Source organism: Isoptericola sp. NPDC058082 (assembly GCF_042885055.1).
Lineage (GTDB): Bacteria > Actinomycetota > Actinomycetes > Actinomycetales > Cellulomonadaceae > Isoptericola.
The window spans coordinates 119,044-131,971 of the sequence record NZ_JBHVSQ010000012.1 but is presented as its reverse complement, the minus strand read 5'-3'; the positions used below and the strand labels follow the sequence as shown (position 1 = coordinate 131,971).

General features: G+C 72.9%; 11 protein-coding genes and 1 pseudogene. All 12 read left to right on the top strand.

All coding sequences use genetic code 11. The features are described from left to right. A partial coding sequence (locus tag ACFVS0_RS16200; protein WP_430588524.1) for a TIM barrel protein occupies nt 1–212 on the top strand: 212 nt, incomplete at its 5' end. A gap of 50 nt (nt 213–262) precedes the next feature. Then, nucleotides 263–1,153, top strand: a pseudogene (locus tag ACFVS0_RS16195) (2-hydroxy-3-oxopropionate reductase); the annotation flags it as partial. Nucleotides 1,154–1,191: 38 nt separating this feature from the next. Next, the gene (gcl, locus tag ACFVS0_RS16190) at nt 1,192–2,979 is read left to right on the top strand and encodes a glyoxylate carboligase (protein WP_430588523.1); all 1,788 of its coding nucleotides are present in this window, start codon (nt 1,192–1,194) and stop codon (nt 2,977–2,979) included. Nucleotides 2,980–3,066: 87 nt separating this feature from the next. Next, a complete protein-coding gene (locus ACFVS0_RS16185) occupies nt 3,067–4,233 on the top strand; it encodes a glycerate kinase (protein WP_430588522.1) in 1,167 nt (388 codons plus the stop codon). Next, nucleotides 4,230–5,561 carry an allantoinase AllB gene (allB, locus tag ACFVS0_RS16180; RefSeq protein ID WP_430564968.1) on the top strand — a complete coding sequence of 444 codons (1,332 nt, stop codon included), beginning with the start codon at nt 4,230–4,232 and terminating at the stop codon, nt 5,559–5,561. Before ACFVS0_RS16185 ends, allB begins: the two co-directional genes overlap by 4 nt. A 63-nt stretch (nt 5,562–5,624) precedes the next feature. Continuing rightward, complete coding sequence (gene bcp, locus ACFVS0_RS16175) at nt 5,625–6,101, top strand: thioredoxin-dependent thiol peroxidase (RefSeq protein ID WP_430588521.1); 477 nt, start codon at nt 5,625–5,627, stop codon at nt 6,099–6,101. Between the two features lie 62 nt (nt 6,102–6,163). Beyond that, the gene (gene aceB / locus ACFVS0_RS16170) at nt 6,164–7,786 is read left to right on the top strand and encodes a malate synthase A (protein ID WP_430588520.1); all 1,623 of its coding nucleotides are present in this window, start codon (nt 6,164–6,166) and stop codon (nt 7,784–7,786) included. Nucleotides 7,787–7,957: 171 nt separating this feature from the next. Continuing rightward, nucleotides 7,958–8,254: an Asp-tRNA(Asn)/Glu-tRNA(Gln) amidotransferase subunit GatC gene (gatC, locus tag ACFVS0_RS16165; protein ID WP_429731461.1), complete on the top strand. Its 297-nt coding sequence runs from the start codon at nt 7,958–7,960 to the stop codon at nt 8,252–8,254. A 1-nt stretch (nt 8,255) separates the two neighbouring features. Continuing rightward, nucleotides 8,256–9,776, top strand: coding sequence for an Asp-tRNA(Asn)/Glu-tRNA(Gln) amidotransferase subunit GatA (gene gatA / locus ACFVS0_RS16160; protein WP_430564967.1), 1,521 nt, complete (start codon nt 8,256–8,258; stop codon nt 9,774–9,776). A gap of 22 nt (nt 9,777–9,798) precedes the next feature. After that, nucleotides 9,799–11,313, top strand: coding sequence for an Asp-tRNA(Asn)/Glu-tRNA(Gln) amidotransferase subunit GatB (gene gatB / locus ACFVS0_RS16155; RefSeq protein WP_430550361.1), 1,515 nt, complete (start codon nt 9,799–9,801; stop codon nt 11,311–11,313). Next, nucleotides 11,313–11,897, top strand: a complete 585-nt coding sequence (locus tag ACFVS0_RS16150; protein ID WP_430550360.1) for a GNAT family N-acetyltransferase — start codon at nt 11,313–11,315, stop codon at nt 11,895–11,897. The genes gatB and ACFVS0_RS16150 overlap by 1 nt, the downstream gene beginning before the upstream one ends. Nucleotides 11,898–12,042: 145 nt before the next feature. Then, nucleotides 12,043–12,876 (top strand): bifunctional allantoicase/(S)-ureidoglycine aminohydrolase, encoded by an 834-nt coding sequence (locus tag ACFVS0_RS16145; protein WP_430588519.1) that lies wholly within the window; start codon nt 12,043–12,045, stop codon nt 12,874–12,876. Nucleotides 12,877–12,928 lie beyond the last annotated feature (52 nt).

Here is a 12,928-nt window from a genome sequence, read left to right as displayed (position 1 = left end):
TCGACCTAAAGACCGACGGCGACCGCATCGCGCACGTGCAGACCACCGACGCCCCCGGCCGCGGCGCCCCGGGCAGCGGGGACCTGCCGATCCAGCGCTGGATCGGCGACCTGCGTGCCGCCGGCTACGCCGGCCCGGTCGGCCTCGAGTACAAGACGGCCGACTCCGACCCGTTCGCCTGGCTCCCGCGCGAGCAGCGCTCGGCCCGCTGAGCAGCCGGTACTGAGCAAGTCGGCACCGCGACCACCCTGACCTCCCCGGAAGGACACGACCAATGAGCACCATCGCCTTCATCGGCCTCGGCATCATGGGCAGCCCGATGGCCGTCCACCTGCAGGACGCCGGGCACTCCGTCGTCGGCTACAACCGCACGGCCGCCAAGGCCCAGCCCCTCGTCGAGGCGGGCGGCACCGCCGCCTCCTCGGTCGCCGAGGCGGTCAAGGCCGCGGACGTCGTGGCCGTCATGGTCCCGGACTCCCCGGACGTCGAGGGCGTGCTCACCGGTGACGACGGCGTCTTCGCGAACGCGCAGCCGGGCACGCTGATCGTCGACTTCTCCTCGATCCGCCCCGACGTGACGATCGCGCTGGCCGAGCAGGCGAAGGCCGCCGGCTTCCGCTACCTCGACGCGCCGGTCTCCGGCGGCGAGGCGGGCGCGAAGAACGCCGCGCTGTCGATCATGGTCGGCGGCTCCGCCGAGGACTTCGCCGCGGCGTCCGAGGTGTTCGACGCGGTCGGCAAGACCGTCGTGCACGTGGGCCCGTCGGGCTCCGGCCAGACCGTCAAGGCGGCCAACCAGCTCATCGTCGCCGGCAACATCGCGCTGCTGGCCGAGGCCGTGATCTTCCTCGAGTCGTTCGGCGTCGACACCGAGGCGGCCGTCAAGGTCCTCGGCGGCGGCCTCGCCGGCTCCTCGGTGCTGAACCAGAAGGCCGAGAAGATGCTGGGCCGCGAGTTCGCCCCCGGCTTCCGGATCGACCTGCACCACAAGGACCTCGGCATCTTCCAGGCCGCCGCCCGCGAGCAGGGCGTCGTCGCCCCCGTGGGCGCCGTCGTCGCGCAGCTCATGGCCGCGGCCCGCGCCGAGGGCGATGGGTCGCTGGACCACTCCGGCCTGTTCAACGCCATCGCGCGGCTGTCCGGTCGCGACTGACCGCCCGAAACGACCCAGAAGACTCGAAGGAGAGCACCATGCCCCGCATGCGCGCGGTCGACGCCGCGGTCGCCATCCTGGCGAAGGAGGGTGCCACCGAGGCCTTCGGCCTCCCCGGCGCCGCCATCAACCCGTTCTACGACGCCATGCGCCAGCACGGCGGGATCCACCACGTGCTCGCCCGGCACGTCGAGGGCGCGTCGCACATGGCCGACGGCTACTCGCGTGCCGAGCGCGGCAACATCGGCATCTGCATCGGCACGTCGGGCCCCGCGGGCACCGACATGATCACCGGCCTGTACGCCGCGTGGGCCGACTCGATCCCGATGCTGTGCATCACGGGCCAGGCCCCGGTGGCCAAGCTCGACAAGGAGGACTTCCAGGCCGTCGACATCGCGTCGATCGCCGCGCCGGTCACCAAGCTGGCGAAGACGGTCCTCGAGGCGTCGCAGGTGCCGGGCGTCTTCCAGCGCGCGTTCCAGCTGATGCGGTCGGGCCGCCCTGGCCCGGTCCTCATCGACCTGCCGATCGACGTGCAGATGACGGAGATCGAGTTCGACCCGGAGACCTACCAGCCGCTGGCGCCGGAGCGCCCGGAGGCGACCCGCGCGCAGGTCGCCAGGGCGATCGACATGCTGCTGGCCGCGGAGCGCCCGCTGATCGTCGCCGGCGGGGGCATCATCAACGCCGGCGCGGAGGCCGAGCTCGTCGAGCTGGCCGAGACGCTGGGCGTCCCCGTGGTCCCGACCCTCATGGGCTGGGGCGCGATCCCCGACGACCACCCGCTGACCGCGGGCATGGTCGGCATCCAGACGTCGCACCGCTACGGCAACGCGACGTTCCTGGAGTCGGACTTCGTGATCGGCGTCGGCAACCGGTGGGCCAACCGCCACACCGGTGGCCTGAAGACCTACACCGAGGGCCGTACCTTCGTGCACGTCGACATCGAGCCCACCCAGATCGGCCGCGTGTTCGCGCCCGACTACGGCGTGGTCTCCGACGCGGGCGCGTTCCTGCGCACCGCCCTCGAGGTCGCCGCCGAGCGCAAGGCCGCCGGGCAGGTGCCGGACTGGTCGGCGTGGGCCGCGTCGGCGCAGGAGCGCAAGGGGAAGCTGCAGCGCAAGACGCACTTCACCGAGATCCCGATCAAGCCGCAGCGCGTGTACGAGGAGATGAACAAGGCCTTCGGCCGCGACACGGTCTACGTCACCACGATCGGCCTGTCGCAGATCGCCGGCGCGCAGCTGCTGCACACCTACAACCCGCGTCACTGGATCAACGCCGGCCAGGCGGGCCCGCTGGGCTGGACGGGCCCGGCCGCGCTGGGCGTGTCCCGCGCGCTGCCCGAGGGCAACGTCGTCGCGCTGTCCGGCGACTACGACTTCCAGTTCATGCTGGAGGAGCTCGCCGTGGGTGCGCAGCACCACCTGCCCTACGTGCACGTGGTGGTGAACAACGCCTACCTGGGCCTGATTCGTCAGTCGCAGCGCGCGTTCGAGATGGACTTCCACGTGTCCCTCGCGTTCGACAACATCAACATGTCGAACGGTGCCGGGGAGCCCGAGGGCTACGGTGTCGACCACGTCAAGGTGGCCGAGGCGCTCGGCTGCAAGGCGATCCGCGTCAAGGACCCGGAGGACCTGGGCGCCGCTTTCGCCAAGGCGCAGGCCATGACGGCGGAGTTCCGCGTCCCCGTGGTGGTCGAGGTCATCCTCGAGCGCGTCACCAACATCGCGATGGGCGCCGAGCTCAACGGCGTGAACGAGTTCGAGGACCTGGCCATCTCGGCCGAGGACTCGCCCACGGCCATCGCGCTGCTGGACTGATCTGCTGGAGAGCAGTACCCGACGACGGCGACGGGAGAGACGATGGCGAGGACGGGCAGGCCCGGCGGACGAGGGGGTGGGGCGACGGTGGCGACGACAGGACGGACGACGGCGCGCGTGCTGCTCGCCCCGGACAAGTTCAAGGGTTCCCTGACCGCGGGCGAGGTGGCCGCGCACCTGGCGGCCGGCCTGCGGCGGGCGGCGCCCGGCGTCGTCGTCGACGAGCTCCCCGTGGCCGACGGCGGCGAGGGCACGCTGGAGGCCGCCCTCGCCGCCGGGTTCACCGCGGTGGACCTGGTGGCGACGGGGCCCCTCGGGCACCCGGCCGCCACCCGGTACGCGCGTCGCGGTGCCACCGCCGTCGTCGAGATGGCGGCCGTCACCGGCCTCGCCCAGGTGACCCCGACGCCGGGCACCGCCCTCGCCGCGACCTCCCGCGGGCTCGGCGAGGTCATCGCGCACGCCCTGGACGCCGGGGCGCGGGAGATCGTCGTCGGGGTGGGCGGCTCGGCGAGCACCGACGGCGGCGCGGGCATGCTCGCCGCGCTCGGCGCCCGGCTGGCCTCGGGCGCGGGGGACGTCGCCGACGGTGGCGGCCACCTGCACGAGCTGACCGACGTGGACCTCGCGGGGCTGCACCCCGCGCTCGCGGACACGGAGCTCGTCCTCGCGAGCGACGTCGACAACCCGCTGCTGGGCGCGCACGGCGCGTCCGCCGTGTACGGGCCGCAGAAGGGCGCCGACGCGGCGACCGTGGCGGAGCTCGAGCTCGGGCTGGCGACGTGGGTCGACGTGCTCGCCACGGTCGGCGTGACGGGCGCTCGCGGCTACGCCGCCGAGCCCGGCGCGGGGGCCGCGGGCGGCGTGGGCTTCGCCTGCCTGCTGCTCGGCGCCGAGCGTCGCCCCGGCGTCGAGGAGGTGCTGGCTCTCACGGGTTTCGCGGACCGCCTCGCCGGCGTCGACCTCGTCGTCACGGGGGAGGGCAGCCTCGACTCGCAGTCGCTGCACGGCAAGACGCCGGTCGGCGTGGCCGCCGCCGCGGCCGCGGCCGGCATCCCTGCCGTCGCCGTGTGCGGCCGCACGACGCTGAGCCTCGAGAGGGCAGCCGCCGCCGGCATCACCGCCGTGCACGCCCTCACCGACGTCGAGCCGGACGTCGCCCGCTGCATCGCCCAGGCGGGCCCGCTGCTCGAGACCCTCGCGGCGCGGCTCGCCGACCACCTGCCGGCCCTGAACACCTTGGAGAACGCATGACCCACGACCTCGTCGTCCGCGCCGCCCGCGCCGTCACCCCCGAGGGGGAGCGCGCCGTCGAGGTGGGCGTGACCGACGGCCGGATCGCCGCCGTCGTGCCGCTCGGCACCGGCCTGGTCGGCGCCGAGGTGCTGGAGCTCGCCGAGGACGAGGTGCTGCTGCCCGGCCTCGTCGACTCGCACGTGCACGTCAACGAGCCCGGCCGCACCGAGTGGGAGGGCTTCGCCACCGCCACGCGCGCCGCCGCGGCCGGCGGCGTCACGACGATCGTCGACATGCCGCTCAACTCCCTGCCGCCCACGACCTCGGTCGCGAACCTGGAGGTCAAGAAGGCGCGCGCGGTGGACCAGGCGTTCGTCGACGTCGGGTTCTGGGGCGGGGCGGTGCCGGGCAACACGGCCGACCTGCGCCCCCTGCACGAGGCAGGGGTCTTCGGGTTCAAGTGCTTCCTCGCCGACTCGGGGGTGCCGGAGTTCGGGCACCTGGAGGACGCGGAGCTGCGCGGCGACCTCGCGGAGCTGACGACGTTCGGCGCCCTGATGATCGTGCACGCCGAGGACCCGGGCACCCTCGAGGACGCCCCGCAGGAGCCCGGCCCCACCTACAAGAACTTCCTCGCGTCGCGCCCCGCCAAGGCCGAGTCCACGGCGATCGCCGCGCTCATCGACGCGGCCCGCGCCACGGGCGCCCGCGCGCACGTGCTGCACCTGTCCGACGCCGACTCGCTGCCGATGATCGCGGCCGCCCGCGCGGAGGGCGTGCGCCTCACGGTCGAGACGTGCCCGCACTACCTGTCGCTGGACGCCGACCACGTGCCCGACGGCGCGACGGCCTACAAGTGCTGCCCGCCGATCCGCGAGCACGACAACCAGGACCGGCTGTGGCAGGGGCTGCGCGACGGACTGATCGACGTCGTCGTCACCGACCACTCGCCGGCCACCGCCGAGCTCAAGCAGCCGGCGTCGGGCGACTTCGCGGAGGCCTGGGGCGGCGTCGCGTCGCTGCAGCTCGGCCTCGCCGTCGTCTGGACCGAGGCGCGGCGTCGCGAGGTCCCGCTCGCCCAGGTCGTGGGGTGGATGTCCGCGGGACCGGCCGCGCTGGTCGGACTGGAGCGCAAGGGCGGCATCGCCGTGGGCAAGGACGCGGACCTCGCGGTCTTCGCGCCCGAGGCGACGTTCGTCGTCGACCCGACCCGCCTGCACCACAAGAACCCGGTCACGCCGTACGCCGGCCGTGACCTCACGGGTGTCGTGCGGCGCACGCTGCTGCGCGGGCGTCCCGTGGGCGACGAGCCCGCCGGCACCCTGCTGCGCCGCGGCGAGGCCTGAGCCCCCAGGGCCGGCACCACCACGGCTCCCCCCGTCACCGAGAAGAACGAACGAGGACGCACGATGACGCGACTCCAGCCGGGCGACACCGCCCCCGACTTCACCCTGACCGACTCCGCCGGCGCCGCCGTGTCCCTCGCGGACGTGCGTGCCGGGGCGGACAAGGGCGTGGTCGTGTACTTCTACCCGAAGGCGGGCACCCCCGGGTGCACCACCGAGGCGTGCGACTTCCGCGACAACCTCGCGTCGCTCGCGGGGGCGGGGTACGCCGTCGTCGGGGTCTCGGCCGACCCGGTCGAGGACATCCGCGCGTTCGTGGAGGCCGAGCACCTGACGTTCCCCCTGCTGAGCGACGTGGACCACGCCGTGGCCGACGCCTACGGCACGTGGGGCCCCAAGACGATCGGCGACCGGACGTTCGACGGGGTGCACCGCTGCACCTTCGTCGTCGAGCCCGACGGGACCCTGCGGTCCGCCGAGTACGACGTCGAGGCCACCGGGCACGTGGCCGCGCTGCGCGCGCAGCTCGTGGGTGCCTGAGCAAGGCTGGACCCGTTAGGGTTCACTCAGGCGATTCCGCTATGCGCAATCAGACTTTCACCATGCAACGCTTCGCAGAACAAGGAGGGACTGTCGTGGAGCTCCCCGACGGCCTGACCATCACCGCCGAGATCGGTGAGCGCGACACCGAGGTGCTCACCCCGGCCGCGCTCGACCTGATCGTGACCCTGCAGCGAGAGCTGGGCGCCCGCCGCCTCGAGCTGCTGGAGGCGCGGCAGCGTCGCCGCCAGGCGCTGGCCGACGGCGGCACGCTCGACTTCCTCCCGGAGACCGCGCACATCCGTGCCGACGACTCCTGGAAGGTCGCGGAGCCGGCCCCCGGGCTGGTCGACCGCCGCGTCGAGATCACCGGCCCGACCGACCGCAAGATGACCGTCAACGCGCTCAACTCCGGCGCGAAGTGCTGGCTCGCGGACCAGGAGGACGCCAACACGCCGCAGTGGAGCAGCGTGGTCGGCGGCCAGCTCAACCTGCTCGACGCGATCAACCGCACGATCGACTTCACGATCGAGGAGACCGGCAAGCGGTACGAGCTCAAGCCGGACGACGAGCTGGCGACGATCATCATGCGCCCGCGTGGGTGGCACATGAGCGAGAAGCACATCCTGGTCGACGGCGAGCAGACCTCGGGTTCCCTGGTCGACTTCGCGCTCTACGTCGCCACCGCGGGCCTGCGGCAGATCGAGAAGGGCCTCGGGCCGTACTTCTACCTGCCGAAGATGGAGTCGCACCTCGAGGCGCGGCTCTGGAACGACGCGTTCGTCCTCGCGCAGGACGCGCTCGGCATCCCGCGCGGCACCATCCGCGCCACCGTGCTCATCGAGACCATCCCGGCCGCGTTCGAGATGGAGGAGATCCTCTACGAGCTGCGCGAGCACTCCGCGGGCCTCAACGCCGGCCGCTGGGACTACCTGTTCTCCGTGGTGAAGAACTTCCGCACCCGGGGCGCGGAGTTCCTGCTGCCCGACCGCAACCAGATCACCATGACGGTGCCGTTCATGCGGGCCTACACCGAGCTGCTGGTCTCGACCTGCCACCAGCGCGGCGCGCACGCCATCGGCGGCATGGCCGCGTTCATCCCGAGCAAGGACGCCGAGGCCAACGAGCAGGCCTACGCCAAGGTGAGCGCCGACAAGGCGCGGGAGGCCGGCGACGGCTTCGACGGCTCGTGGGTGGCGCACCCCGGCATGGTCGCCACGTGCAAGGAGGCCTTCACCGCGGTGCTCGGCGACCGGCCGAACCAGATCGACCGCAAGCGCGAGGACGTGCGCGTCACGGCCGCCGACCTGCTGTCCGTCGACAAGACGCCCGGCACGGTCACCGAGGCCGGCCTGCGCAACAACGTGTCCGTCGGCATCCAGTACCTCCAGGCCTGGCTGGGCGGCCTCGGCGCCGTCGCCATCTTCGGCCTCATGGAGGACGCGGCGACCGCGGAGATCTCCCGGTCCCAGGTGTGGCAGTGGCTGCACAACGGCGTCGTCCTCGCCGACACCGGCGAGAAGGTGACGCGCGAGCTCGTCGACCGCATCGTCGAGGAGGAGGTGGCGAAGCTCCCGGGCGGCGGCGCCGCCTTCGACGAGGCGCGGACCACCTTCCAGGAGGTCGCCGTGGCCGACGAGTACATCGACTTCCTCACGACGGCCGCCTACGAGCGGATGGACTGAGGAACCCGGCACCGCTCGGCTGCGACGGGGGCGCCGAGCACCGCCGGTGCGTGACGGCCGGGACCACGTTCTGTGACGTGGTCCCGGCCGTTTCGTTCGTCCGGTTTCGTCGGCTGCGCCGACACCTGGGGACAACGTCCCCGACACATGCGTCCCACTAGACTGGCGACCATGTCCACCATCTCCCGAGACGAGGTCGCGCGCGTCGCCGCCCTGGCCCGGATCGACCTGCGCGACGACGAGGTCGACCGGCTCGCCGGCGAGCTCGACGTCATCGTCGACTCGATCGCCCGCGTGCGCGAGGTCGCCACCCCCGACGTGCCGGCCACCAGCCACCCGCTGCCCCTGACGAACGTGTTCCGCGAGGACGTGCCCCAGCCGGCGCTGCCCGTGGCCGACGTGCTGGCCGCCGCGCCGGACGCGCAGGACGGGCGCTTCGCCGTCCCGCAGATCCTCGGGGAGGAGTGAGATGACGGACCTGACCCGCCTCAGCGCGGCGGAGCTCGCCGCGACCCTCGCGCGCAAGGAGGCCTCGAGCGTCGAGGCCACCCGCGCGCACCTGGACCGCATCGCGGCCGTCGACGGCGACGTGCACGCGTTCCTGCACGTGAGCGAGGACGACGCGCTGGCCACCGCCGCCGACGTCGACTCCCGCCGTGCCGCCGGCGAGGAGCTGCACCCGCTGGCCGGCGTGCCGATCGCCGTCAAGGACGTCGTCGTGACGAAGGGCCTGCCCTCCACGGCGGGTTCCAAGATCCTCGAGGGCTGGATCCCGCCGTACGACGCGACGCTCGTCGAGAAGCTCCGTGCCGCGGGCCTGCCGATCCTCGGCAAGACGAACATGGACGAGTTCGCGATGGGCTCCTCCACCGAGCACTCCGCGTTCGGCAACACCCACAACCCGTGGGACCTCGACCGCATCCCCGGCGGCTCGGGCGGCGGCTCGGCGGCCGCCGTGGCCGCCTTCGAGGCGCCGCTCGCGATCGGCACCGACACCGGCGGCTCGATCCGTCAGCCGGGCGCCGTCACCGGCACCGTCGGCGTGAAGCCCACCTACGGCGGCGTCTCGCGCTACGGGCTCATCGCGATGGCCTCGTCGCTGGACCAGGCCGGCCCCGTCACGCGCACCGTGCTCGACTCGGCGCTGCTGCACGAGCTCATCGGCGGCCACGACCCGCGCGACTCGACGTCGATCCCCGAGCCGCTCCCGCCCCTCGTGGAGGCCGCGCGCCAGGGCGCGCTGGGCGACCTGTCGGGCCTGCGCGTCGGCGTCGTCACGCAGCTCCAGGGCGAGGGCTACCAGCCCGGCGTGCTCGCGCGGTTCCACGAGTCGCTCGAGCTGCTGACCAAGGCCGGGGCCGAGGTCGTCGAGGTCTCCTGCCCGAGCTTCGACTACGCGCTCGCGGCGTACTACCTGATCATGCCGGCGGAGGCGTCGAGCAACCTCGCGAAGTTCGACGGCATGCGCTTCGGCCTGCGCGTCGAGCCGGCCGACGGCCCCGTCACCGCGGAGCGCGTCATGGCCGCCACCCGTGGCGCCGGCTTCGGCGACGAGGTCAAGCGCCGCGTCGTGCTCGGCACCTACGCCCTGTCGGCGGGCTACTACGACGCCTACTACGGCAGCGCGCAGAAGGTCCGCACGCTCATCCAGCGCGACTTCGACGCCGCGTTCGCGCGGGCCGACGTGCTGGTCTCGCCCACCGCGCCGACGACGGCGTTCAAGCTGGGGGAGAAGCTGGACGACCCGCTGGCGATGTACCTCAACGACGTCGCGACCATCCCGGCCAACCTCGCCGGCGTGCCGGGCATCTCGGTGCCGAACGGCCTGGCCGAGTCGTCGGAGGGCGGCGTCGGTCTGCCCACAGGCTTCCAGATCCTCGCGCCGGCCAAGGCGGACGACCGCCTCTACCGCGTCGGCGCCGCGCTCGAGTCGGCCCTCGAGTCCACCTGGGGCGCCCCGCTGCTGTCGCGCGCGCCCGAGCTGGGCTGACGGAGAACAGGAGAACATCGCTGTGACCACGACCACCCACGGGACCCCTGCTCTCGTCTCCTACGACGACGCCGTGCGCCGCTACGACCCGGTGATCGGCATCGAGGTGCACGTCGAGCTCGGCACCCGCACCAAGATGTTCTGCCCGGCCGAGCAGTCGTTCGGCGCGGAGCCGAACACGCAGACCACGCCGGTGTCGCTCGGCCTGCCGGGCGCGCTGCCCGTCGTCAACGGCACCGCCGTCGAGTACGCGATCCGCATCGGCCTGGCGCTCAACTGCCAGATCGCGGAGAGCTGCCGGTTCGCCCGGAAGAACTACTTCTACCCGGACGTGCCGAAGAACTTCCAGACGTCGCAGTACGACGAGCCGATCGCCTTCGAGGGCTGGCTCGACGTCGAGCTCGAGGACGGCACGGTGCACCGCGTCGAGATCGAGCGCGCGCACATGGAGGAGGACGCCGGCAAGAACACGCACGTCGGCGGCTCCGCCGGCCGCATCCACGGCGCGGAGTACTCGCTGGTCGACTACAACCGCGCCGGCGTGCCGCTGGTGGAGATCGTCACGAAGCCGATCACCGGCGCGGGGGAGCGGGCGCCCGAGGTGGCGCGCGCCTACGTGCAGGCGCTGCGCGACATCTTCCGCGTGCTCGACGTGTCCGAGGCCCGCATGGAGCGCGGCAACGTCCGCGCCGACGTCAACCTGTCGCTGCGCGCGACCCCCGAGTCGCCGCTCGGCACGCGCACGGAGACGAAGAACGTCAACTCCTTCCGTTCCGTGGAGCGGGCGGTGCGGTACGAGGTGTCGCGGCAGGCCGCGATCCTCGACGCGGGCGAGACGGTGATCCAGGAGACGCGGCACTTCCACGAGGAGGACGGCTCGACGTCGCCCGGCCGCGTGAAGTCCGACGCCGAGGACTACCGGTACTTCCCGGAGCCCGACCTCGTGCCCGTCGCGCCGTCGCGCGAGTGGGTCGAGGAGATCCGCGCGACGCTGCCCGAGCTGCCGCAGGCCAGGCGCCGCCGCCTCCACGACGAGTGGGGCTTCGCGGACGCGGAGATGCGCGACGTCGTCAACGCCGGGGCGCTCGACCTCATCGAGGCGACCGTCGCCGCCGGGGCCACGCCGGCCGCCGCGCGCAAGTGGTGGATGGGCGAGCTGGCCCGCCGGGCCAAGCAGGACGAGGTCGAGCTCGCGGACCTCGCGATCACGCCCGCGCAGATCGGTGAGCTCCAGCGGCTCGTCGACTCCGGCCGCATCAACGACAAGATCGCCCGCCAGGTGCTCGACGGCGTGCTCGCCGGCGAGGGGGACCCGGAGGCGGTCGTCGTGGCCCGCGGGCTGGAGGTCGTGTCCGACGACGGCCCGCTCCTCGAGGCCATCGACGCGGCTCTCGCGGCGCAGCCCGACATCGTCGAGAAGGTGCGCGGCGGCAACCAGGGCCCGGTCGGGGCCATCATCGGCGCGGTGATGAAGGCGACGAAGGGGCAGGCGGACGCCAAGCGCGTCCGGGAGCTGGTGCTGGAGAGGATCGGCTGATGCGGTCGCCCGTCCTGCACGGGGAGCTCGTGCGCCTGCGCCCGATCGAGGCGCGGGACGCCGACCGGCTCTGGGCGTCGCTGCGCGACCCGGACGGCGGCCGGCTGACGGGCATGGGCACGAACGCCGCATCGTCCCGCGCCGAGGTGGACTCCTGGGCCGCGAGCGCGGCAGACCTCCCCGGCCGGTACGACTGGGCGATCACGTCCGCCGCCGTGCGGGACGGGGAGCTCGTCAGCGACGACCTGCTCGGCGAGATCTCCCTCGACCGGGTGGACCTCGAGCTGCGGTCGGCGAACCTGCGCCTGCGGATGATGCCGGACTACCGGGGCCGCGGGTACGGGCGCGAGGCCATCGGAGAGGTCCTGCGGTTCGCCTTCGACGGTGCCTCCGGCCCGGGCCTGCACCGCGTGAGCCTCGCGGTGATCAGCGTCAACCCGCGGGCCCGCGCCCTGTACGACTCGCTCGGCTTCCGGGAGGAGGGGCGCCTGCGCGACGCCTTCCGCGACGGGCAGGGCTGGGCGGACGCCGTCGTCATGAGCATCCTCGAGGACGAGTTCCGCGCGGGGGCCGGCACGGACTGAGCTCGTCGTCGGCCGATCCGTCCGGCACCTCTGCAGCGTCGAGGCCTTGTCGGGCGGCGTTGACATGGTGCCCGCTCCGCTCTAAATTCGGATCGTAGAAACAGTATTCCGAAACATGGAATCGACGGCTCGATGAGGAGAGACGATGACGCAGCCCCAGACCACCCGCTACTACACGCCGCAGGGCGGGCTGCCCGGGCAGGAGGAGCTGCTCACCGACCGGGCGATCGTCACGGAGGCGTACACCGTCATCCCGCGCGGCGTGCTGCGCGACATCGTCACCTCCAACCTGCCCGGCTGGGACCGGACCCGCCTGTGGGTGCTCGCGCGCCCCGTCGAGGGCTTCGCGACGACCTTCGCGCAGTACGTCGTCGAGGTCTCCCCGGGCGGCGGGACCGACCGCGGCGAGGTCGAGGACACCGTGCAGTCCGTCGTCTTCGTCACGGAGGGCACGCTGACCCTCACGGTCGGCGGCGAGGAGCACACCCTCGAGCCCGGCGGCTACGCGTACCTCGCCGCCGGCGACGAGTGGTCGCTGCACAACCGCTCGGACGCCAAGGCCGCGTTCCAGTGGGTCCGCAAGGTCTACGAGCGCGTCGACGGCTACGAGGCGAAGACCTTCGTCACCCGCGAGCAGGACATCGAGCCGCGCCCCATGCCGGACACCGACGGCGCCTGGGCCACCACGCGCTTCGTCGACCCCGACGACCTCGCGCACGACATGCACGTCAACATCGTGACGTTCCAGCCCGGCGGCTCCATCCCGTTCGCGGAGACGCACATCATGGAGCACGGCCTGTACGTGCTCGAGGGCAAGGCCGTGTACCGCCTCAACGGCGACTGGGTCGAGGTGCAGGAGGGCGACTTCATGTGGCTGCGCGCCTTCTGCCCGCAGGCCTGCTACGCCGGGGGCCCGAAGCCGTTCCGCTACCTGCTCTACAAGGACGTCAACCGCCAGGTGAAGCTCGACCGCCGCTGACCGCGGCACCACCTCACGACCGGGTGAGAGGGGACCCCCGACAGGGGGACCA